The organism is Dietzia sp., from assembly GCF_036741115.1.
GTDB lineage: Bacteria > Actinomycetota > Actinomycetes > Mycobacteriales > Mycobacteriaceae > Dietzia.
Window position 1 is genome coordinate 1 of sequence record NZ_DAINST010000002.1, and the last position, 23,317, is coordinate 23,317.

A 23,317-nucleotide genomic window follows, 5' to 3' on the forward strand; every position below is an offset into this window, starting at 1 on the left:
GGACGACGGGGAGCTCATCCACTTCTGGGTGCGCGACCACGGCCACGGCATCCCGCCGGGACAGGAGGAGCTCATCTTCGACCGCTTCGCCACGGCACGCGGGCAGCTCCGCGACCGGCGGGCGGGGACCGGGCTCGGGCTCGCGATCGTCTCGACGATCGCCGCGGCGCACGGCGGTACGGCGGGGGCCGCAAACGCCCCGGACGGCGGCGCGTACTTCTCCATCACGATTCCGCTCATCCGGCCGCGGCGTGCGTAAACACTCCTCGGCCCGACAAACTCGTCCCTGCCTACCCTTGGCCTGGCGCTATAGTCGTGAGTCGTGACAGGCCGACGGCCCCTCGAGGGACCGGAACGCGCTCGGACGGCACGCCTGCCCCGCATGGCGGATCCACTATGCTTGTGCGAGGTTTTTGCCGGTGCGTACCCGGGACCGCGTCGTCGTCGGCGCAGCGGACAACCCCGTAATGGAGGACGCTAGATGAAGAGCATTCTGGTCGTAGAAGACGATGAACTGATTCGATCAATGCTCGTCAAGGCTCTTTCCGAGGCGGAGTACACGCCGCTGGAGGCCGCCGACGGGGAGAGTGCCCGCTCGATCCTCGCCTCCATCTCCGATATCGATCTCGTGATCCTCGACATCGGCCTCCCCGATATCGACGGCTTCGAGCTCCTCCGCCAGGAGCGCGAGCGGGGCCTCGACGCGCCGGTCATCATCGTCACCGCGCGCGACAGCACCGACGACACGGTCGAGGGCCTCGAATCGGGTGCGAACGACTACGTCCCCAAGCCGTTCCGCGTCCCCGAGCTGCTCGCACGGATCCGCCTCCGTCTCAAGGAGCACGACGAGTCGGCGGGAGACGATTCCGCGTCGATCATCGAGCACGGCGGCCTCCGCCTCGACATCCGCACCCGCCGGGTAGAGGTCGACGGACAAATCGTCGAGCTCACCAACCGCGAGTTCGCGCTGCTCGAGCTACTCATGCGGCGCAGCGGCGAGACGATCAGCCGGCTCCAGCTGCTCAACAGCGTGTGGGGCTCGGAATTCGATCCGGCGTCGAACATCGTCAACGTCTACATCCGCTCGTTGCGGCGCAAGATCGGCGAGCAGAAGGTCCAGACCATCCGCGGCGTCGGCTACCGGGTGGGTTAGCGTCCGCGCTTCTCCAGCACCAACACGAGGTTCGACACCGCGACCTCGCGGAACAGCGGGATGCGCGTTGCCCACCATGCCCACGCCGGGTGGTAGCGCGGGAAGGCGGCGAGGAGTTCGGCATCCCCAGAGGCCGTTACGTGCTCGGCCCAGCGCAATCCCTCGGCGCAGCCGACCTCGAACAGCGACTCGCCGTAGAAATTCTTGGGTCTGTGCCCGTGCCGACGCTCGTACATCCGCGCGGCCCTGGCTCCGCCGAGATAGTGGGTCAGCCCCATCTCGTGCCCGCCGAACGGACCGAACCACAACGTGTAGGAGAGAACGATCAGGCCGCCGGGCCTCGTGATCCGCACCATCTCGTCGGCCATGGTCCATGGCTCGGGGACGTGCTCGGCGACGTTCGAGGAGAAGCACACATAGACCGCGTCGTCGGCGATCGGCAGAGCCATGCCGGAGCCGCGGATCACGGATTCGTGGCTCAGGCCCGCGGCGGAGAGCTCGACGGGATCCGGCTCGACGGAGACGTAGCGCGCGCCGACATCGGCGAAGGAATCGCGGAAGTATCCGGGCCCGCCGCCGACGTCGAGGACCGTCGCACCGGCCAGCGCGTTGTCGTGTCTCGCCGCTCCCGCACCCCGGGCGGCCCCCCGCGCGCCGCCGGCGTCCCCCGCCTGCGCGCCGGCCACGAGAGCGCCGAGCAACTCGCGCGTGTCGTCGGCGAGGCCACGGTAGAAGCGGTCGGGATCGGATTGCTCGAGCGGAAAGGAACGAAGGAGCCCGAGCGAGCGCGAGAGCGTCGCCCGCCCTTCGAGGAAGCGCAGCGTCTCCGGGCGCCGGCCCGGCACCGCGAGGCGGCGGCCCCGCTCACGGAGCGCGGCCAGTCGAACCGATGACGGCGTCGGCACCCTCACGCCCCGACGTCCCGGCGATCCGCCCCTCGACCGAACGGGCGCCTGCCGCGCCGCGCCTCGACGTGGGGAGTCGCCGCCGCTCCGCGGTTCGGCTTCGCCGCAGCGGTCTTCTCTGCGGCGCCCGAGTAGCCCGGCGAGGCGTCCGCGGACCCGGCGTCGTGATCCGCAGAGTCATCCGCATCGGGTGCGGAGTGGGCGGTCGGCACGATCGTTTCTGCGTCGTCGGGCGCCGCGCGCTGGGCGCCGCTCGCGTGACCCTCGGCGGCATGTGCGTCGGCGGTCGTGGTGGTCCACTCGCCTCTCGGCTCTTCGGAGGACCGGGTGCGTGTCGCTCCGTCCACGTCGTCCGCGGTGGAGTCGGTCGTGGGGCTCTGGCTCGAGTCGACGCCGCCTTGCTTCGAGGTGGTCGGCAGCGAGGTCGCCGACGTCGTGGGCGCTGCCGTGCTCGAGGTGGTCGTGACCAGGGTTGACTGCGCAGTCGAGGGTTCGCGCACCGACGACGCGGCGGTCGACGTAGAAGTCACGGTAGTACTGCCGCATATTCTTTCGCCGGATTCGAAAACACAGAACGAGGGCCGATCCTTCTCCCGCGAGGTCGAAGTGGAGGAAGATGGCGTTCGATCGTCGATTGCCATGTCTCCATCGACTGCACCGGCCAGCTGATCCGCAGGAACCTCGACGGGCGCATGTTCGCCCTCTACCGTGCCGTTTCCGCTTCCATCCTGCGGCGAGCCCGGCACCTCGGGTGCGACGGGAGTTGCGGAATCGAAGTATGACGGCGGGAGGACGGAGTACCGGTTATCGCGGGTATTCGGGGTGGCATTGCCCGAGGACGGGCTCATCGAGCCGCTCGTCGAAGTGCCTTGGGCCGCGCTCGTCGACGAGGTATCCGACGTGCTCGTCGCGCTCGTTTCACTCGATTCGCTCGGCGAGGACGGCGCGCCGGAGGGAGACTGCTCCGGCCCCTGTCCGGTTTCCGGGTCGCTGCCGTCGTCGCCGCTCGCCACGCCCGAGGGGGGCGAGTCCGGGCCGGTCTGGTCCGAGGACCCGCCGATCATCACGGCTCCGCCGACTGCGGTGGCCGCGACGAGGCCCACCGCGCCCGTGATGGCGGTGATCGCCCCGAGGCCCAGCCCGCCTGCGGTCCCTGCGACTCCGGCTGCGCCTGCAGCGCCAGCCGCACCGACTCCGGCCGCGCCCGCGGTCCCTGCGGCCGCCGTGGTCCCCGCGCCCGCGGTTCCCGCCGCAGCGCCTGCCGAACCGGCGGTCCCGGCAGCGCCGGCCGCCCCGCCGCCCGCCGAGCTGTACGCAGCATGGCCGATGGCGCCCGCGAGCGCCGCGGACCCCGCCGCGCCGGCCACGAGCGTGAATCCCTCAGCCGAGGGCATGCCGGCGGACGCGGACCCGAGTAGCCCGGAGAGCGGGGAGGCCGTCTCCCCGCTGCCCTCAAGCAAGTGCTCGAGGTCCTCGCCCGTCAAGGGCATGCCATCATTGTCCACAGTTCTCCAGTTCACCAGAAGGCGAGATCGTTACACGTCGGGCGGTTTTTCCGGGCTCTTCGGCGCCCTTCTTCCGGTTTTTCGGCTATAACCCGCCGTCCCGGGATCCTTTCGGCTCTGCGAGCCGGCCCCTCGATCTCCCCCTGGCGGAGAGTTCCCCGAAGTCTCCGTAGCTTCGGCCTTGCGTTCCTCGAGAAGCTGCTTCTCGAGCGAGCGGAGACCGCGATGCGCCGACGTCCGCACGGCGCCGGGCTTCTTCTCGAGCACCTCTCCGGCGCTCGCCACGTCGAGGCCGACGATGCTGCGTAGGAAGACGGCCTCGGCCTGCTCCTTGGGGAGCCGCGCGATCCGCGCCAGCGCCTCGGCCGTGGCGAACCTGTCCTCCACGGTCTGCGCGGTGTCGGTCTCCGCTGCCAGGACGCCGACGAAGTCGTCGACCGTCGCCACTGTCTTGGGGCGCGAGCTCTGCCGTCGGTAGTGGTTGAGCGCGCGGTTGCGGCCGATACCGATCACCCACGCGCCGATCGTGTCGGCGCCGCCGATGTAGCGCGGAAGACTCCGCATCACCTCGACCCATGTCTCCGAGGCGATATCGTCGGCCTCGCGACCGACCATGAGCACCAGGTATCGGGTCAGACGCGGGTTGAGTACCGAGAACAGGACGCCGATCGCACGACTCTCACCCATGACGGCGGCGGCCACCAGCGCATCGTTGATACCGGCGACGGCGCGCGGCGAATCACCGTCGCTCCGGGACTCGGGTTCCGGCGCGGTCGGCGCTTCGGCGGGGTCCACTGGGTCGACCTGGCTCGAATAGTCGGCCACATCGCCCCCCTTCCCCCGTCTGACCACGCGATCACATCATTCCACTGGATTGTTATGGCCCCGTTTCCGCTCGTCAAATCGGTATTCACATAGCGTGACTAACTATCGGCGGCGCCGAGCATGCTGGGGATGCAGCACTCGGAATCACACCGACCGAGCGGGTATTGTGTCTCGCCATGGCTCGTTTCGTTCTCCTGTGTTGGCGCGACTGCGCGCACCCTCAGGGCGGCGGAAGCGAGCGATACCTCGAACACGTCGGCCGGCACCTCGCCTCCCGTGGCCACGACGTCGAGTTCCGCACCGCCCGCTACCGAGGCTCGGCCCGGCGGGAGCGGAGCGGCGGCGTCACCTACATCCGGGGCGGAAACCGGCTCGGCGTCTACCCGCGCGCATGGGCCTACCTGCTGCGACGCCGGCTATTCGCCGCTCTGGGCCGTGAGGCGCCGATCGACGCCGTGATCGACACGCAGAACGGCGTGCCCTTCTTCGCGGCACCGTTCTCCGGCGCGCCGACCATCGTGCTCACGCACCACTGCCACAGGGAGCAGTGGCCCGTCGCCGGGCCCGTGCTCGCGCGCATCGGCTGGTGGACCGAGTCCCGGCTCTCTCCGCTCGTGCATCGACGCCGGCAGTGGCTCACGGTGTCGGGGCCGTCGGCGGAAGAGCTCGCACGGCTGGGGGTACCCGCCGGAAATATCGCCATCGTGCGAAACGGGGTGGATCCGGTGCCGGCGGCCCTCGTGCCCGCCGAGCCGGCTGCGCCCTCGGATCCCTCCGCCCCACCCGATCCCGACGGTCCAACGGCGCCCGTACGACCGCCGCGGCTCGTCGTGCTCTCCCGCCTCGTCCCGCACAAGCACGTCGAGGACGCCCTCGACGCCCTCGCCGAGCTGCGCCCGGAGTTCCCCGGGCTGCGTCTCGACGTGATCGGCGACGGCTGGTGGGCCGAGAAGCTGCGCGAGCGGGCGGCGGAGCTAGGGGTGGGCGGCGACGTGGACTTCCACGGCCACGTCTCGGAGGAACGCAAACACGAGATCCTCTCGGGAGCGGATCTGCACCTCATGCCGTCGCGCAAGGAGGGCTGGGGGCTCGCGGTGATCGAGGCCGGCCAGCACGGCGTGCCGACGATCGGCTACATGCATGCGGCGGGCCTCTGCGATTCCGTCGACTCCGGCCGCACCGGCCTCCTCGTCGAGGATCTGCCGCAGCTCGTGTCCGCCGCGCGCGGTTTGCTCTCCGAGCCCGTCCGCCGCTCCGCGCTCGGCGCGGCCGCCCGGGCCAAGGCCGAGACTTTCTCTTGGACCGCCACGGGGGACGCGGTCGAGTGGCTGCTCGGCGAGGCGGCGGCGGGCCGCATCCACGCCGGCGATATCGCCGCACCCGCTGGCGGAGAGGGCGCCGAGGGATAGCTCGGAGTTCGTCTACTGTCCCCCGCCGGGCATAGACCGCCCGTGGGGGCCATTCCCTCTATGACGGCGCGCGCCGCTCCTCCCCCGGCGCGTCACGGTAGCCCCTGGTGCCACCGCAATGCCGCCGAGGAGCAGTGCGCCCCAGGCGATGTGCGCCGCCACCGCCGCGGTTCGGGCCCCCGTCGAGGCCGCCGGCGCCTGGGGTTCGCCGTTGTTCGCGGGCAGGCGCCACAGCGACAGCTCGTCGTCCTGGAACACGAGCTCGGCGTGCGCCAACGTCTCGGCGGACTCGCCGCGCTCACCTGCGCTCGTGCGCTCCTCGAGCACCCAGCCGACCCCGAGCGCCGTGAGCCGCGCCGGGTGGGCCCCGGCGATTAGCTCGGTCTCCGCGACGCGCGCCTTCGTCCCCTCGCCCTCTACGGCCTGTCCACCGACGTAGAGGTCGCCGCTGGCGAGGACCGGCGCGTGGAGGAGGCGGGCGGCGGGATCGAGGACGGGCCGCCCGTCCGCCCACAACGGCGTCCTGCGGAACGAGCCGTCGGGGAGAACGAGCACGCCGGCGGCGGCACTCGCCCCGGCGCCGGCGCCGGTCCCCGCATCTGCGCCCGCCCCGGCATTCGCGCCCGCCCCGGCGCCGGATCCTTCCCAGTCCGCGACGATGCTGTCGACCTCCGTCCAGCCCTCGCCATACCGCGTGGCCTGGAACTGCTCGGCGAGGAACACCGGGGCGTCTGGCACAGCGAGCAGCGGTACGAGGCCGAAGGCGGCCGCCACGGCTCCCATGGCCCCGGTGCGCGGCGCCAGCGCCGTAGAGGCGCGCTCGACGCACAGAGTGAGCGCGACGACGAACCCGGGAATAGCGAGGCCCACCCATTTCTGCCCGTCGCGGACGACCCCCGCGGCGGGGAAGGAGTCGACGAAGGACGTGACCACCGTCTGGCCTAGCCCGGTCGCGGCGATCGCGACGAGCAGGACGACCACGACGGCGCCCGTCACGGCGAAGCGGAGGGCAATGTCGCGGACGGGGTCGGCTGTCCCCGAGCGGCGCCGGGAGCCGATTATCGCGAGCACGGTCCCGACGCTGAACACGGCGATCAGCGCCGCCGAGAGTAGGAGCGCCCAGGCGCTGTGCCTGCTCCCCGGCACGGCGTCGGCGTTCCAGATCCCGCCGAGCGAACCGAGGGAGCCGAGCGTGCCGAGCAACGGCTCCGCGCGCGCCGCGAACGCCGCGACCCCGGCCGCCGATGAGGACAGGCCCAGGTCCGTCGCGCCGAGCTGCAGCCCGTCGCTCCCGCTGCCCCATCCGAAGGCCGTGGCGATGACGACGGGCAGCGCGCTGATGACGAGGGCGAGGACGGCGACGAGCTCGATGCGCCCCGGGCGGCCGACGACGATCGGCGAGTGCTGGTCCTCCTCGTCCGGGTCGTTGTCGCCGGTGTCGGTCGGTGCGAGCGCGGCCTCCCCGAATGCGCTGGCCCCGGGCTCGGGGACGAGAGCGACCTCGGAGTCCGTGTGCCATCGGGCGGCGCGGCTCATGCGGCCGGCGAAGGAGCCGATCCCGCAGGCGATCACCACCATCACGAGGCCCGTGGGAGTGAATGCCGCGAGGGCGATGAGCGCGGCGACACCGGCGTGGATCCGCAGGTCCCGCGGGAGCCGGTGGGCGCCGCGTTCCTCCGCCGTCAGGAAGAGAAGTGGGATGAGCGCCGCGGCCGCGACGCCCAGGAGCAGCGACCACGCGCCCTGCGCAAGGCGCTCGACGACGAACGGGTTCCACACCGCGAGCACGATCGCGGGGGCACGGAGCCAGAAGCTCCGCGCCGCCGCAGGGGCTGCGACGCGCGCCCAGCCGCGCCCGGCGACACCGAGTAGAGCGAGCGCGAGAGCCACGAGTAGCGGAAGGACCAGCGCCTCCGGGAGGCCGAGCAGACGGAACACGCCCTGCACGGCCCACATCGCGGTGTCCTGGGGGACGGCGCGCGCGGCCTGCTGCCCCACGCCGAGCGCCCCGTCCGACAGCGGCGGGCGCGGAGTCGATACGGCGTCGCGGAGTAGCACGAAACCGCCGCGCTCTCCTCCCGCGGCGGCGGCCACGAGCACCTTGCCCCACAGTGCCGCGACGAGCACGGCGATGAGCAGCGCATCCGGGAGCCACGACCGGGCGAACCGGCCGCCGCGCGCTCGTCGAATGGGCTGCATACCCCGACGTTATCGGCACCGGGCGGGTTCCGTGGGAGCGACTGGCACACTGTTTATCGTGTCCGACGAGCCGAAGAACCCCGCCGGCGGCGAAGAGTCGGCCGCGGACCCGGTCGTATCTCGAGACTCGGCGCCGCCCTCGGTACCGGTCGAGGCCCCCTCCGAGACACCAGCCTCGGCACCGGCACCGCAGAGCGGCTTCGGCCGCAGCGCTATCGTCGTGACGCTCGGCGCGATGATCGCCAACGTCGCCGCCTATCTCGTCCACCTTCCCGCTTCGCGCTGGCTTGGCCCGGAGCTCTACGGCGAGTTCGCGGCGCTGCTGTCCGTCCAGCTCATCGCCTCGGTCCCGACGCTCGCCCTGCAGGCCGTCGTCGCCCGTGACCGCACGCAGTGCGCGGGGACGAGGCGCCTCCGCCGGGTCGGGTACTCCGCAGCCGTGGCGCTCGCCGTCATCGTCGCTCTCGCCGCGTGGCCGGTGGCATGGGCGCTGTCGACCTCGGTGTGGACCGTCACGGCCGCCGGGCTCGGTGCCCCGCTTCTCGCCGTTCTCGGCGTGGAGATGGGGCTCCTCCAGGCCGAGGGACGGTTCCGGCGCTTCTCCTTCTTCTCCGCGCTCACCGGGGTCGGCAAGGCGGCGCCCGCGGTGGCGGCCCTCGCGCTCACGGGGCAACCGGCTCCAGCGCTCGCCGCCGAGGCTCTCGGCGTGGCACTCGTCTACGTGGCCGCACGGGCGAGTTCCCGGAGCAAGGAGGCGGCGGGCTCGGCAGCACCCGCAGAACAGTCCGCAGAGACCCCTGCCGAGCCACCCGCGCGCACTGATCTCGCGGCCGTCGCGCGCGCGAGCCAGGTCCAGCTCGCGCTCATCGCGCTCACCTCGGCAGACCTCCTCATCGCCCGCAGCGTCCTCTCCCCCGGAGATGCCGGCCTCTACGCCCTCGGCTCCATCGCCACGAAGGTGGGCTTCTGGCTCCCCGCCGCGATCGCCACGGTGCTCTTCCCGCAGATGGCCCGCCCGGAAACGCATGCCCGCGCGCGCCGGCTCGCGCTCTCCGCGGTCGCGGCCATCGGCGTGGTCCTCTGCGCGGCCGCCGCCCTCGTCGCGCCGCTCGTTCCCGTCGTGATCGGCGAGGACTACGCCCCCGTCTCCGGTCTCCTCTGGCTGTTCACCGCCCTCGGCGCCGTGCAGTCCATCCTCCAGGTCCTCCTGCTCGCCGGCATCGCAGCGCACCGCACACGCGAGTCCGGATTCGCCTGGCTCGGCGTGCTGTTCGTCGCCGCGCCCCCGCTCCTCGCGCACTCCGGCGTGCTGGGCGACGCCGCGCGGGACGCGCTCTCCGTCCCCGTACTGGCCGGCTGGGCCCTGGTATTTCTCCTCCTGACGGCAGGGCTCGCCGCGTTCGCCCTGCGGTCCCGCCCGGCGCGGGGCGCCGACTGATCGGCAGGCGCAAGAGCGGCCCCGTATCCCGGTGAGTCCGGGGTACGGGGCCGCTCGCTGTGGGCCAGGGCGAAGTCGGCGTGCGCCGTCATGCACCCGAATCGTGCGCCGAGCCGGGCGCCGGGCCCAGCCGGCCGGGAATGGTGCCCGGCCGGCAGGGGCCGCCTAGCTAGCCTCGGCGCCGTGCGACGAGGACGCCGCCGATGACGAAGAGGAAGCCGATGATCCCGAGGCTGATCGGGAGGACGCGGCCAAACGTGTTGATCCGCGAGGCCGACTGGTTGGAGGAGTCGACGGCGCGATCGATGGACGGCTGGTCCCACTGCGCGACGAGGTCGATCGCGGTGCGGGTGGGCGTGTTGCGCTCCTGCTCGACCGCGGTCTTATCGTTCCAGAACTGATCCGCTTCGCCCTGGTTCTCGGCGAAGAACTGGAACTGCTCCTCGCGGCCGTCGAGGACTCGGCCGGTGACCTTCGAGACCTTGATGGTGCGGTGATTCGTGTAGAAGCGGCTCATCTGGACTTCACGCGCCGCGTCACCGGGGAGGCCCCAGGCGCCCGCCGTGCCCTTGATCCGGTAGGAGGCGAGGATCGAGTTCGTGGTCTGCGAGAAGCCCGGGTTGATCGCCTGGAGGTGCGCGCCGATCGAGGTGTACATGTCGATCGGACCGATCTCTTGCTCGTAGACGTTGACCTTGACCCCATCGACCTCCGACTCCTCCTTGAAGTGGATGGGGTTCGTGGTGAACGTCGCCTGGTCGAAGTACGGGTAGTCCTCGTTCTTGGGATCGAAGGGCCACTTGTACTGCAGGCCGTCGCGGTGGAAGTCGCCGGGCGCCTCGCCGGTCGTGCCGGAATCGATGAGCTCGACCGAACCGTTGTTGTCGGCGACGGGCTCGGCGGTCTTGCGGTCGAGGGTCACGCGGTCCTTGGTCGCGCTGACGAGCGCGGCCTTCTCGTCGCCTGCGTCGAGGCGGTCCTCACGGACCACCGACTGCACAGCCTGAAAGGTCGTCTCGTCCTTGTTCCCGGGCTCCACGCCGTAGACCTGTCGCTGTGAGACCAGCGGCACCTTGGACATGAAGCAGGACATGGGGAGAACCGCGTTCTCCTTCGGCGTCTCCGCCTGGTCCTCGGCCGGCTCGTCCTCCCCCTCGGCGGGCTCCTCCGGCTTCGCCTCCTCGGCCGGCTTGCACTCGGATTTCTGGGCGTTGTCGCCCGTGGGCTTGCCTGATGCGAACGCTGCGGAGTCGAGCAGCGTGGCGTCGTCCTTCTCCGTCACGGACAGGGAGTCCACGTCCAGCGGTGTCACCTTGTTGGCCGGGACCACGACGAACACGAGCATGAGGGCCGCGGCCAGCGCGAAGCCGCCGATGGCCATGAGGATCGCGGGGAGGAGGCCGGCGATCCGGCCGTTGGCGCGGCCTCGGCCGCTTCGGCTTCTGTCGCCGCCGCTAGTGGCGTTCGCCCCAGACGTGGGAGAGGACATTCTTGAAGCTCCTTTTCGGCGAATCCCGTCGCGCGATCCGCGGTGCCGGTGGGGCGCGTCCGGTGGATCGGCCGGGAGACCGTCGATTTTCAGGTCACGGGGCAGTATATGTGCGACCGTTGCCACAACCCGAACCGACGCGGGCGCCACCGGCCAAATCGCGGCACGGTGCGGGCTCTTCCCGGGCGTCTGTGGCCCCTTCGCAGTGCCCGGCGCGGCTCCGAGTTCCACACGCGGCGCGGAGGTGCGACGATGAGCATCACGATCATGAGCAACTCACCTCGCGCCAAGGGCGCCCTTCCGCAGCGCGCTGCAACCGGCTTCATCGCGCCCCTCGAGGGCATGCGCGCGATCGCCGCCGTCGGTGTTGTCACCACTCACGTCGCGTTCCTCACGGGCACGTCGACGGGCTCGGTGATCGCCCGGATCTGGGGCCGCTTCGACCTGTGGGTCGCTGTGTTCTTCGCGCTCTCGGGTTTCCTCATGTGGCGCGGGATCGCTCGCGCGGCGCGCGCCGACGCGCCCCCGCGCCCCGCGGGGAGCTACTTCCGTTCCCGCGCCGCACGCATCCTCCCCGCATACCTGGCCATGGCGCTGACGGCGCTCGTCCTCCTCCCCGGCAACGTCGGATTGCCCATCCGCGACTGGATCGCCAACCTGCTGCTCCTCCAGGTCTTCGTCCCCGGCTCCCTCGTCGACGGGCTCACGCACGCGTGGTCCCTATCCGTCGAGGCGACGTTCTACGTGGTGCTGCCCGTGCTGTGGCTTGCACTGCGCCCGCTGTCCGGGCGGGCGGCGCGGTGGCGGGCTCCGATCATCGCGGCGGTTGCCGTCATCTCTCTCGGCTGGGCCTACCTCCCGCTCGCCGCGTGGGGGCTGCCAGGGGAGGTCAATACGCACACCCTCCCGCCGGCCTTTGCTTCGTGGTTCGCCGCCGGGATGTTGCTCGCCGAGTTCGTGGCGGCGCCGCCCGCGTGGCTGCTGAGGCTGTACGCGGCGCGCTGGTCGCGCTGGGCGTGGTGGGCGCTCGCGGCGGCCGTCTTCCTCACCACGACGAGCACACGCCTCTACACCGAGGGTTTCGTCCAGGCGACGCCGGCGGAGTTCGCGGGGCGCACGTTCTCGGGCGCGCTCATCGCATGGTGCCTGCTCTCGCCGCTGGTGCTCGCGGCGCCCGGCGCGCGCTTCCGCGTGCTGTCCTCGCCGCCGATGCTCGCACTCGGCCGCTGGTCGTACGGGATCTTCCTGTGGCACGTGCTCGTTCTGCAGCTGCTCTTCTCGCCGCTCGACGTGCCGATGTTCGGCGGGCACATGGCGCTCATGTGGGTGGCCACGCTGCTCGTGACCATCGTCGTCGCCGCCGCAAGCTACTCCTGGGTCGAGGAGCCGGCGCGCCGCTTCTGGTCCGCGCGCTCCGCCGCTCGCGCCGAGCGCTCCGCCGAGGAGTCGAGCGTCGCCCGGGCGAAGACCACCGAGAGCGCGGCGAGCCCGAAGAGCTGAGCGGTGATCGAGTCGCCGCCCCACACCGTTCCCGGCCAGGGCTGACGGCCCACGAGCGCCGCGCCCACGGCGAGCGCGCCCGCGGAGAGCAGCGGTGCGGCGCGCGGCGGGAGGCGACGCAGCCAGAGGATCGCGGCCCCGAACATCGCCAGCCCGGGGATGCCGCCGAGGAACAGCCCCGCGACCGCGCCGCCGATCGCCCAGCGGCGGCGGGTGCCCCGGATGGGCTCCGCCGCGGCACCGGCGCGGTCGTGCCCGCGGGCGAAGAGCATCCACAAAACGAAGACCAGCGCGAATGGTCCAGTCGCGAGGGCCGCCCTGTACGGGGTGTCGAGGGGGAACGTGAGCACGACGCGCGCCCCTGCGGGGGCACCGGCAGGAAGCACGAAGCCCTGTTGCCAGCCGCCTACGGGCACCGCGGAGAGTGGCGTGGAGCCGTCGGCCGTGACGAGCCGCGCCGTCCATCCGGTGTTGTACGACTGCGGGACCACGAGGAGGCTCCCGGTGTCGCCCGTCGGCGAATCGAGCGAGAGCTCGCGGCGCGCCGGCGACCACTGTTCGACGGAAGTAGAGACGCGCTTCTGCTCGACCGCGCCGAGCGTCCGCCCCGCGAGCCCTGGAGGGCTCAGCTCGATGCCGTCGACGCTCAACGCGGGGCCCGGATCCACCTCGACCGTGGTGTGCCCGGCCGGCAGATCGAGGGCGGTGTCGGCCGTGGTCCCGCACGGCGCGGCGAGGACGGGAGTGCCGCGGCGGAGGTCGTCGACGCTCGCGCGCAGGGTCATCCGCGTGGAGGACACGGTTTGTCCGCCGTCATCCACGACCTTCACCTCGGGCCCTGCGGAGCACGGCACCTCCACGAGGTCGCCAGACGAGCCGAGGGCCGGGGCGAGAGACTCGCCGCGCGCGCCGAGCACATCGACCTCGCCGAGAGCGACGGGGCGGGGCACGAAGCCCTCGCCGGCGTCATTGCGGACGTTGGACCACTCGGTGATCCGGAGGGTCACCTCGTCGTTCGTGGCCCGCGGCAGGTCGAGGACCCACGAGCCGTCGGACTCGGCGGGCACGTCGGCGAGGTCGAACTCGGTGGTGCGGTCGCCGACCGCGACCTCGATCTTCTCGGGCTCGGCGCCGTCGACGGCGGGGGCCGGGGTCACACGCACGGCGCCGACCGCGCCGCGCCGCGGCAGCGAGACCTTTAGCTCGGGTGTGGGGGTCTCGGCATCGGCGTCGGCGCCGTCCTTGCCGTCGCCCGAGCCCGAGCTGGTCGTCTCCCCCGCGACCACTCGGTCGCGCTCGGGGATCGTGTCGGTGGGGGCACGCCACGCAGTGAGCGGGTCGCCGTCCACGGCGGCGAGCGCGTTGCCCATCGGATCGTCGACATCCGAAGCACCGCTCGCCGTGCGCTCCGCGCGCCCGGCGGTGAGCAGCGAGTCCAGTTCGGCGCCGGGCCGCGCGCGCATCGTGAGCACAGGCCGCAGCTTTTCGGCGGCCGCCAGATCGAGGGTGCGCGAGAACGTGCCCGGCTCCTCCGCCGCCATCTCGAGGCTCGAATCGCATGGCGTGGCGCGTTCGGCGCCCGGGCGGTTCCCCGGCCCGGCGATACGCCCGGCCTCGGGCAGGCACGCCGAGCGCCCCGGGTAGTCGGTCCCCAGCGACCAGCCGAGGACCTGCCCGTCGGCGCGCGGCACGTCGACCCCGCGGCGAGGGAGAACATCCTGCCCCGCGCTCGTGAGTCCGAGTTCGGAGACCTCGAACGCCGTGCCGCGCGTCCCGGACTCCGTGGCGGCGGCCCGGATCTCGATAAAAGTAGTGGGCCCGGCGGGGAGCGCCACCGAAGCGGCCGTGCCCGGGGTGATGCTCTGCAGCGCCGTGCCGTTGTCCGTGCGCACCTCGACCCGCACCACCGGCGAGCCCTTCTGTTCTTCGGCGGGCGGCGTGAGCATCCGCAGCAACAGGCGGTCTCGCGGCTGTGCGATGTCGATGCGCACGCTCTGCCCGAACGCGCCGTAGCCGGTCCGCGAGCGCCACGAGGTGCGCTCGTCGCGGTCGGCCAGCGCGGCGACGCCGAGCCCGATCTGCACGGGCCCGGGCTGGTTCGCGTCGCCTGCCGAGCTCGACACGCCGATCGAGCCGCCGCTCCAGCTCGCGGAGGTCCGGCCCCGTGCGCCCGCGGCCGCGTTGCCCTCGGAATCCTGGTCCGGATCCCCGACCTGCGCGGCGTAGTCGGGTAGCGGGCTCAGCGTTTCCCGCTCCTGCCCGGGCGTGCGCAGCTCGGAGGTGGATTGGGTCGCGCGCCCGAAGTCCGTCTCGCGGTTCGTCGGGGAATCCGTGCCGATGACGGCGGTCGGCGCGATCCCCGCGCCGGCGGCGTCACCGGCGAGCAGCCGCGCGGTTGGATCGACTGGCCCTTGCGCGCGCAGTGCGGCGACGTCGTCGAGCCGCGCGAGGGATTCCGGCCCGCCGGCGACCTGCGGCACCTGGTCGAGCGGGACGGTGTAGGGCTGCTGCGCGGCGTCGGTTCCGGGGCCGACACGGTAGATCACGATCGGCGGCACCTCCGGGCGGAATCCGGAGTCCACGGTGGCCGTGGCCTCAGCACCGACCACGGGCTCGGAGCCGAGCGGCTCACCGAAACTCGCTACGGGCGTGAACCCGCCGGAGGAACGCAGCGCCTCGTGCACGAGCGCCGGCCGGGTGCGGCTCTGGTCGGGGACGAGATCGGCGCGGACCACGACATAGCCGATGCCCTGCTGCTCGAGCGTCGCAGACAAGCCGGGCGCGGGCCGGCCGGAGTCGAAGACCCGCTGCACGGAATCGAGTGCACGGATCGCGGGCGCGGGTTGCAGGGGAATCGAGTCGCGGACGGCCCATGGCGATTTTGCGAGGGGCTGCAATGTCTCGTCCCTGCTCGTCCCCCACACCTGCACGCCGAACGAGGTTCCGGGGGCGACGAGCGTCCGCGAATCGGAGGCGTTCTCGGCGAGCCAGCCGGCGGCCTCGTCCCAGTACGAGGCGGGCGCGTCGTGCGGGCCGTTGTCGGCGAGCTCCCCCTTCCACACCGGCACGACCGCGAGCGCGAGCGCGAGGACCACCGCGAGCGCCGCAGCGAGCCCCGGGTAGGCCTCGACGTGCTCGAGCCGTCGCACCAGGCCGGGCGCGGCGCCCCGCTCGCCCGAGGCACCGTCCCTGTCCCCGGCACTGGCCCTGCCCCTGACGGCGGACGCCGCTCTCCCCAGCGCGTACGCGAGGCCGAGCACGATCGGGATCCTTCCGACGGGCTCCCATTTGTGAAGGTTCCGGAGCGGCGCGGCGGCGCCGTCGAGGAAATCGCGCACGGCGCTGGCGAGCGGGAAATGCGGGGCGAGGTGGGAGTCCCAGGTGCCCATGTAGGCCGCCGTCATCGCTAAGAGCCCCACCCCGAGCATGAGCGCGAGCCGGTCGCGGTGCGGGATGGCCGGGGCCGGGGCCCGATCGCGCCCATCGGCGCGCGCCTTGGCGGCCGGCCACGCGAGACCGGCGAGGCCGGCGCCGGCGACGACGGCGGTCGCGACGATCACCAGCGGGGAAGAGACGAGCGGGGCGTTCGCCGGCACGGCCGGGGAGACGTAGGGGACCCAGGCGCTGGTGCCGCGCACGACCTCGACGAGGGCGGCCCAGCGGGAGGTCACGGCCGAGGACTCGATGTAGTCGAGGAAGGGCGGCGCGACACCACCGAGCACGAAGAGCGGCACGATCCACCACAGGCTGACCAGCGCGGAGAGCCCGATCCACCACGCGGCGACCCGCCGCCACGTCCTATTGGGCCGGCACGTGAGCAGCCAGATCAGCGCGGGGAGGCACGCGGCGACCGTGGCGACGGCGTTGACCGCGCCCATGAGCGCGAGCGCCAGCGCCCCCGCCGCCCCCGCTCGGCGCGGAGTCCAACGCCCGGTGAGCCCCGCGTGCACTGCGAGGAGCACCCACGGAGCGAACATCATGGGCCAGATCTCCGAGGAGATCGAGGTGAGCGAGGTGAGGACCTTCGGCGCGCCGACGTAGGCGAGCGCGGCTAGCACCCGCCACGGACCGGTAGCAATACCGAGTGCGCGGGCGAGCCGGTAGAGACCGGAGAAGCCGACCGTGAGCGCGATCGCCCACCACAGGCGCTCCGTGAGCCACGGCGGGACGTGGGCGAGCTGCCCCAGCGCGAAGAAGGCGCCGTGGGGGAAGAGGTAGCCGTAGGCCTGGTTCTGCACCTGCCCGGAGAACGACTGGTCGGTCCAGACGTGCAGGCTGCGGCCGAGGAAGCCCGCCGGGTCGACGAGCAGGTCGTATTTCGTGTCCGAGACGATCTGGCCGGGCGATTGCAGCCCGACGACGATCAGGAAGAACGGGAAAGAAAAGAGGACATCCGCGAGCGGGACGCCGAGGAGGTTACAAACCCGGGCCCGGAGCGGCGCGGACGCCGTGCTCACCGCCGGTTAGTTACGCGAGCCGTACTCGACCTGGCCGAACAAGGCCTGGTCCGCAGGCGGGGTGTCGAGCTCGGGGACCGAGTTCTGCGCGAAGGCCGCGCCTCCGATGAGGGCGACGGCCACGCCGACGACGGCTCCGGCCACCAGGCCGACCACGCCACTGGTCATTGACTTCATCTAAGGATCCTCCGCTGCGTTCGCACCGCCCTGCCTCCGGGCATTTCGAGGCGAGCGTCCTCCGCTGCGACTTTAACAGCAGCACCGGCACGGACCCAACGGCACGGCGCGGCGAGATGCGGGCGAGCAGCCCGGCGGGCGAGCATCGGCGGACCGCTTTCTCCCCATCCGGGTGACGCCGGATGTTACCGGCGGGTAATGTATGTCACAGCGCGGGCGCCCAGGGCTCCCGTAGAGGACAGTTCGCAGGCAGGGGCAACGGCCGAGCGCAGGCGAGGCGAGACCGAAGAGTCGGAGGTGCACGTGGCGAGAAGGACTACGCTGGCGGCAACGAAACCGGCGCCGAGCGGCAAATCGCAGACGGGCAAACAGCCGACGGACAACTCGCAGTCCGGCAAAAGGCAGTCCGGAAAGTCCAAGAACGCCCGGACCTCCAAGCGCATCCCGCGCGCGATTCGCGAGCAGCAGATGCTCGATGCGGCGATCTCGATCTTCGCCGAGCACGGCTACCGCTCGACCTCGATGGATGCCATCGCGAAGGCGGCGGACACCTCGAAGCCTATGCTCTACCTCTACTTCGGCTCCAAGGAAGAGCTTTTCCTCGCGTGCGTCACCCGCGAGTCCGGGCGGCTCATCGACACCCTCAGCTCGCAGATCGCCCCGGACGACACGGGCAGAGAGCGCCTCCGCAAAGTCATCACCTCGTTCCTCGAGTTCGTCGAGACGAACGCGGATTCGTGGAACGTCGTCTACCGTCAGGCCGAAGCCGAGCCGCCGTTCCGCGAGACTGTTCAGTCGACCCGCAAGCTCTTCATCGAGCTCACCGCCGATCTCCTCGAACGCTCCACGGCAGAGACCTATTCGAGGGAGGACGCCGAACTCATCGCCGTCGCCCTCGTCGGCGCGGGCGAGTCCGTCGCCGACCGGGTCGCCTCGCACACGGTCGAGAAGAAGGCGGCCGCCGATCTCATCGTCCAGCTCGGCTGGTCCGGGCTCTCCGGCACAGAGTCCGCAGGCGTACCCCGCGCCCGCCGCTAGCGCCCCACCACGAAAGAATCGACACAGGGAGAGTCTTGTCCGTGAACCCGCAGCCCAAGCAACACACGGAGAACCGATACAAGCGAGTGACCGCGCTCGACGTCGCCCGCGGGATTCCGGACATGATCCCCGACCTCCCCAGCGTGTTCCGCGGGCTCGTGCTTCTGCGCACCATCCGCAAGAGCCACCGCCGCTCCATCGGCCAGGTGTTCGAGAAAAACGTCGAACGCCACCCGGACTCGCCGTTCATCCGCTTCGCCGGCGAGACCCTCACCTATGCCGAGTCCAACGCGCGGATCAACCGGATCGCCTCCGTGCTGACGGCGAAGGGCGTGGGTTCCGGGGACACCGTCGGCATCTGCATCACCAATAGGCCCGAGGCGCTCCTCTCCGTCATCGCCACGGTCAAGCTCGGCGCCAACGCGGGGATGATCAACGTCAACCAGCGCGGCGACGTCCTCGACCACTCGCAGAAGCTCCTCGGCTCGAAAGTCGTGCTCGTCGGGGCGGAGTGCGCCGAGGCCTTCGAGTCGCTCCCCTCCGGTTCGGAATGGGTCGGCGAAGTCATCGGCGTCGAATCGGACCGCGACCTTCGCGTCGGCTCGTACACGGCCGGCGAGCGCACCGAGTCGATGGCCGCGCTGCCGTGGCTCGGGGAGACGATCTCCGAGTTGGGCGATCGCGCGAGCGCGGAGAACCCGCCGTCGACCGGCAAGGTGACGGCCGGCGAGACCGCTTACCAGATCTTCACCTCCGGAACCACGGGGATGCCCAAGGCGTCGAAGATGTCGCACCTGCGGTGGAACAAGGCGATGGTCGCGTTCGGCCTCTCCGGGGCACGCCTGCGCCACACCGACGTGCTTTACTGCCCGCTGCCGCTGTATCACAACAACGCGCTGACGGTCGCGCTGTCCGCTGTGCTCGGTGGCGGGGGTTGCCTCGCGATCTCGGAGAAGTTCTCGGCACGCCGCTTCTGGTCGGAGATAGTCGACTCGCAGGCCACCGCCTTCATCTACATCGGCGAGCTGTGCCGCTATCTCCTCAACCAGGCCGAGCGCCCCGAGGAGCACGAGCATTCCCTGCGGATGATCCTGGGCAACGGCCTCCGCCCGGAAATTTGGAAGGAATTCCAGGAGCGCTTCCGGATTCCCCGCGTCTGCGAGTTCTACGCCGCCTCCGAATCGCCCGTCGCATTCGTCAACGCGTTCAGCATCGACGCCACCGCAGGATTCACCACCGTCCCGCACAAGCTCGTCAAGGTCGATACCGATACCGAAGAGCTCATTCGCGGTGCCGACGGCAAACTCGTCGAGGCCAAGCCGGGCGAGATCGGGCAGATGATCGGCCACATCACCAAGACCACGCCCTTCGACGGATACACCTCGAAGGAGGCGACGGAGAGGAAGATCGTCCGCGACGCCTTCAAGAAGGGCGATGCCTGGTTCCTCTCCGGCGACCTCATGTTCAACCAGGGCTTCAACCACGTGGCCTTCGTGGACCGGCTGGGCGACACCTTCCGCTGGAAGGGCGAGAACGTCGCCACCACCGAGGTGGAGGGGGCGTTCGCCGGTATCGACGGCGTGGATACGGCGACCGTCTACGGAGTCCAGATCCCCGGCGCGGATGGCCGCGCCGGCATGGCCGCGCTCAAGCTCGTGGACGACGCGGAGTTCGACCCGGTCGCCACCGCACATGCGCTCACCGCGCGCCTCCCCGGCTACGCGGTACCGCTGTTCATCCGACTCGTCGACCAGGTCGCCCAGACCTCCACGTTCAAGGTGCAGAAGTCCTCGCTCAAGAAGGAGGGCTACGACGCCTCCGCGACGAAGGACCCCATCTACGTCTTCTGCCAGTCCGAGTGCACCTTCGTCCCGTACTACGAGGGCGCGGAGCTCGATGCGGCTGCGGGCTCGGTCTCCTCGTAAACTGGCATCTTCTCGTCAACCGATCTCTCATCTGCGGGCCTGCGCGCAGCGGTTCTCCCGCCGGCGCACCCAGCCGCGCGCGAGGAGCGTCACAGCGTGCCGCGCGGGCACGAGCGCACGCACCTCATTAGGATCAGCTCAAGCGTTTCGGCGTGCGCCGGCGCCCGGATCGGCCTCGTCGCCCGGGCTCGGTCACCGTCACGAGCCGGGAGTACTCGTCGAGCAACTACCGAGCTAAAGAGCCATCGAGCACAGCAGGGGGAGATGAGCATGTCACGCCGTGGGGGCCCGAGCTGGCGACGCCCCGCGACCCGCAGACAGCTGCTCCTCGGAATGGCGGTGGGCATGGGCGGCGCCGCGGGACTGTCGCTGGCGCGGCACCAATCCGGCGGCGAAGGCCTCTCAGGCGCCGTCGCGGAGGAGGTCCGCGGCGTCGACAGGCCGAGCACCTTCCGCTATCAGCGGCCCGACGGGCCCGTCTCCGTGATCCCGCCGCGACGGGAGTTCTACATCGACGCCGAAGCCGGGGCGCAGCAGACCTTCGGGGACCTCTACCTCCCTGCCACGGCTAATCCGTCGTTGCCCGTCGTCATCCTCATCCACGGGGGCGGCTGGTCGAAGGAGCTGGGGCTCGAATACATGGGCAAGCTCGCCGAGGACCTTGCCTCGTTCGACGTGGCGGTGTGGAACATCGAGTACCGCCGCATCGGCTCCGGCGGCGGCTGGCCCACCACGGTCCAGGACGTGTGCTCGGCCGTCGACTACCTGCAGGACATCGACAAGCAGATGGGCGGGCGCCTCGACCTCGAACGCGTGGCGGTGTGTGGGCACTCCTCCGGCGGGCACCTCGCGCTGTGGGTCGCGGGACGCGAACGTCTGCCCGCGAACCTGCCCGGCGGCAAGCCGAAGCAGGTCGTCAGCCACTGTGTCTCGCTCGCCGGGGTCGCCGACCTGGTCAGCGCCGAGGAGTCGGGCGACCGCTACCTCAAGGACCTGCTCGGCACCACACTCTCCGACAACCGGGATCTGTTCGTGCAGGCCAGCCCCATCGCGCATCTGCCCACCGGATGCCAGGTGGTCACCATCCACGGCGAGAACGACGACGTCGTGCTGCCCTCGCAATCGCGCGCCTACGTCGACGCCGCGCGGGCGGCCGGCGACGATGCTCGGCTCGAGATCGTCCCGGGCGGCAACCACGATCCGTGGACGGATATCCGGCAGTCACCGTGGAAGCGGGCGCGCACGATCCTCTTGTCGCAGCTGCGCGTGCCGGGGTCCTCTCTCACTGTGACCACCCCGACCACCACGGCCCCGGCGAACCCCTGATCCGCCGGCTACGTCGTGTAGTCGGCGTTGATCGCGATGTACTCGCGCGTGAGGTCGCAGCCGTACACCGTCGCCGCGCCGGCCCCGGGCCCGTCGGCGACGCCGAGCTCCACCCCGATCTCGACTGTATCCGCGGCCATGATCCGCGTGAGCTCCGCGAGCTCCGCCTCACCCGCGAAACGCGGATAGGTCTCGAGGTCGCCGAATACGATCCGCACCTTCTCGGGGTCGATGTCCTGGTCGGGCCCACCCGCGCGGCCCAGCTTGCCGATCGCCATGGCGACGCGGCCCCAGTTGGGATCGGCGCCGTGCACTGCGGTCTTGACCAGCGGCGAATTGAGCACCGCCTTCGCCACGCGCTTCGCCTGCTCGTCGTCGCGCGCCCCCGTGACCGAGACCGTGAGCAGCTTGCTCGCGCCCTCACCGTCGCGCGCGAGCTGCTTCGTGAGGTCGAGGCACACCGCACCGAGGGCCTCCTCGAACGCCTCGCGTTCGACCTCCCCCGCCTCCCCGGAAGCCAGGATGACGGCGGTGTCCGAGGTCGATGTGTCCGTATCGACGCTCAGGGCATTGAACGTGCGGTCGACGACGGAGCGGAACCCCGAGTCGAGCGTCTCCGCGGGCACCTGGGCATCGGTGCAGATCACGGCGATCATCGTCGCCATGTTCGGCTCGACCATTCCCACGCCCTTGGCGATCCCCACGATGCGGGCATCACTCCCCGGGACCTGCGCCTCCGCGGTCTTGGGATGGGTGTCGGTGGTCATCATCGCCTCGGCGATCGCCCAGGCATCCGCCCCGTCGGCGCCGTCGGCGCCGTCACCCATACCGGCAAAGGCCGCGCGCAGCAGGTCCATGGGGTAGCGGCGGCCGATCACGCCGGTCGACGCGACGAGCACCTGCTCCGGCTCGACACCGGCGACCCGCGCGGCGAGCTCGCGGAGCTCGCGGGCGTTCTCGAGACCGACCTCGCCCGTCGCGACGTTCGCGTTCTTCGCGACCGTGACCATCGCGCGCGCATCGCCGCGGCCCGCGATCTCCCGGCTGATCACCACCGACGCTCCCGCGAAGAGGCTCTGGGTGAACACGGCGGCCGAAGACGCGTGCCCGGCACCGGGCGAGATGGCGAGCACCGAGACGTCGGAGCCCTGCTCGCGCAGGCCCGCCGCCGTCACAAAGGAGCGGAATCCCCGCGGGAGCTCGAGTCGCCCACGCTCCGGCGACCGCGCCTCCCGGGCGGTCTGGCCGCCATCCGACGAGTCACGGTCCGACGTGCCCGGTTCCGCCGGAGCCCGATCCCGATCGGCAGGGATACCTTCGACACCGTCGCCGCTTTCCGCATGTGAGGACATGGGTGCCATTGTGGCCCAGCCACGCGCACTCGCGCGATTCCCTCGCGGCGTTCCCTCGCCAGATCCCGCACCTCGCGGCCATTCTCCGGCCGCCCGAGTTCTGGCAGGGTGGAGGCATGGTCCACGTAGAGCTCGATCGGGTTGTCGAAGGCACGGGAGTCGCGGGGGCCTGGGAACGGCTCATCGACGTTTCCAGGTGGCCCGATTACTTTCCCGGCGTCGAGGAGGTCGCGCCCGTCGACGGAGGCGAGTTCGCCCCCGGCTTTTCTTGGCTCGAGAAGCGCTCGGCTGCGGGCTTTTCCGGGGAGCGGCGCTGGCAACTCGTCTCCGTTTCCCCCTACGCGGAGTTCACCGCCGAATCCCTCGATTCCGGGGAGCGCACCCGGATCACATGGGCCGTTGCTCCGCGGGGAGAGGACGGCGCGCTCCTCTCGACCCGCTACGAGCGGGAACTCGAGCACGCTCCGATGATCGTCGCGGTGGCGCAGCGCCTCACGGACCCGCTGCACGCGCGGGCTGTGGCGAAGGCTCTCCGGCGCGACCTGGAGGCTTTCGCCGCCCAGGCGTAACGGGCGGGAGAATATCCGTGGCCACGGGTTTCGGACCGCGGCGCAAAGGT

At 71.2% G+C, this 23,317-nt stretch carries 16 protein-coding genes and 1 pseudogene; 9 read left to right on the plus strand and 8 right to left on the minus strand.

Going from position 1 to position 23,317, the window contains the following annotated elements; genetic code table 11:
- The coding region (locus V7E05_RS00430; protein WP_333617708.1) for an ATP-binding protein at positions 1-259 on the plus strand (259 nt) is incomplete at its 5' end.
- A 222-nt stretch (positions 260-481) separates the two neighbouring features.
- Complete coding sequence (locus V7E05_RS00435) at positions 482-1,153, plus strand: response regulator transcription factor (RefSeq protein ID WP_333617709.1); 672 nt, start codon at positions 482-484, stop codon at positions 1,151-1,153.
- On the opposite strand, the gene V7E05_RS00440 is transcribed toward V7E05_RS00435, so the two are convergent.
- The 3 genes from V7E05_RS00440 to V7E05_RS00450 form a co-directional block, all read right to left on the minus strand.
- Positions 1,150-1,998, minus strand: coding sequence for a class I SAM-dependent methyltransferase (locus V7E05_RS00440; protein ID WP_333617766.1), 849 nt, complete (start codon positions 1,996-1,998; stop codon positions 1,150-1,152). The two genes, V7E05_RS00435 and V7E05_RS00440, sit on opposite strands and share 4 nt — an antisense overlap.
- Positions 1,999-2,060: 62 nt before the next feature.
- A complete protein-coding gene (locus V7E05_RS00445; protein WP_333617710.1) occupies positions 2,061-3,548 on the minus strand; it encodes a hypothetical protein in 1,488 nt (495 codons plus the stop codon).
- Positions 3,549-3,593: 45 nt separating this feature from the next.
- Positions 3,594-4,388 carry an RNA polymerase sigma factor gene (locus V7E05_RS00450; protein ID WP_333617711.1) on the minus strand — a complete coding sequence of 265 codons (795 nt, stop codon included), beginning with the start codon at positions 4,386-4,388 and terminating at the stop codon, positions 3,594-3,596.
- Between the two features lie 176 nt (positions 4,389-4,564).
- Between V7E05_RS00450 and V7E05_RS00455 the strand changes: the two genes are divergently transcribed.
- A complete protein-coding gene (locus tag V7E05_RS00455; protein ID WP_333617712.1) occupies positions 4,565-5,797 on the plus strand; it encodes a glycosyltransferase family 4 protein in 1,233 nt (410 codons plus the stop codon).
- 12 nt (positions 5,798-5,809) lie between these two features.
- On the opposite strand, the gene V7E05_RS00460 is transcribed toward V7E05_RS00455, so the two are convergent.
- Complete coding sequence (locus V7E05_RS00460) at positions 5,810-7,996, minus strand: hypothetical protein (protein ID WP_333617713.1); 2,187 nt, start codon at positions 7,994-7,996, stop codon at positions 5,810-5,812.
- Positions 7,997-8,054: 58 nt separating this feature from the next.
- Between V7E05_RS00460 and V7E05_RS00465 the strand changes: the two genes are divergently transcribed.
- Entirely contained in the window at positions 8,055-9,434 is a 1,380-nt protein-coding gene (locus V7E05_RS00465) for a polysaccharide biosynthesis protein (protein ID WP_333617714.1), read from the plus strand.
- 169 nt (positions 9,435-9,603) lie between these two features.
- Here the strand turns inward: V7E05_RS00465 and V7E05_RS00470 are convergent, their stop codons facing one another.
- A complete protein-coding gene (locus V7E05_RS00470; protein ID WP_333617715.1) occupies positions 9,604-10,923 on the minus strand; it encodes a DUF3068 domain-containing protein in 1,320 nt (439 codons plus the stop codon).
- Positions 10,924-11,175: 252 nt separating this feature from the next.
- Here V7E05_RS00470 and V7E05_RS00475 point away from each other — a divergent pair, with 252 nt between their 5' ends.
- Positions 11,176-12,423 (plus strand): acyltransferase family protein, encoded by a 1,248-nt coding sequence (locus V7E05_RS00475; protein WP_333617716.1) that lies wholly within the window; start codon positions 11,176-11,178, stop codon positions 12,421-12,423.
- Positions 12,424-13,319: 896 nt separating this feature from the next.
- Here the strand turns inward: V7E05_RS00475 and V7E05_RS14245 are convergent.
- Positions 13,320-16,880, minus strand: a pseudogene (locus tag V7E05_RS14245) (alpha-(1->3)-arabinofuranosyltransferase domain-containing protein); the annotation flags it as partial.
- A gap of 6 nt (positions 16,881-16,886) precedes the next feature.
- The gene (locus V7E05_RS00485; RefSeq protein WP_333617717.1) at positions 16,887-17,057 is read right to left on the minus strand and encodes a DUF2613 domain-containing protein; all 171 of its coding nucleotides are present in this window, start codon (positions 17,055-17,057) and stop codon (positions 16,887-16,889) included.
- Between the two features lie 468 nt (positions 17,058-17,525).
- On the opposite strand from V7E05_RS00485, the gene V7E05_RS00490 reads away from it, so the two are divergent.
- From V7E05_RS00490 to V7E05_RS00500, 3 genes are all read left to right on the plus strand, one after another.
- Positions 17,526-18,095: a TetR/AcrR family transcriptional regulator gene (locus V7E05_RS00490; RefSeq protein ID WP_333617767.1), complete on the plus strand. Its 570-nt coding sequence runs from the start codon at positions 17,526-17,528 to the stop codon at positions 18,093-18,095.
- 41 nt (positions 18,096-18,136) lie between these two features.
- Entirely contained in the window at positions 18,137-20,020 is a 1,884-nt protein-coding gene (locus tag V7E05_RS00495) for a long-chain-acyl-CoA synthetase (RefSeq protein WP_333617718.1), read from the plus strand.
- Between the two features lie 270 nt (positions 20,021-20,290).
- Entirely contained in the window at positions 20,291-21,346 is a 1,056-nt protein-coding gene (locus V7E05_RS00500) for an alpha/beta hydrolase family protein (RefSeq protein WP_333617719.1), read from the plus strand.
- A gap of 8 nt (positions 21,347-21,354) precedes the next feature.
- Here the strand turns inward: V7E05_RS00500 and argJ are convergent, their stop codons facing one another.
- A complete protein-coding gene (gene argJ, locus V7E05_RS00505) occupies positions 21,355-22,698 on the minus strand; it encodes a bifunctional glutamate N-acetyltransferase/amino-acid acetyltransferase ArgJ (RefSeq protein ID WP_333617720.1) in 1,344 nt (447 codons plus the stop codon).
- 8 nt (positions 22,699-22,706) lie between these two features.
- Here argJ and V7E05_RS00510 point away from each other — a divergent pair, with 8 nt between their 5' ends.
- Positions 22,707-23,267: an SRPBCC family protein gene (locus V7E05_RS00510; protein ID WP_333617721.1), complete on the plus strand. Its 561-nt coding sequence runs from the start codon at positions 22,707-22,709 to the stop codon at positions 23,265-23,267.
- The last annotated feature ends 50 nt before the right edge of the window (positions 23,268-23,317 follow it).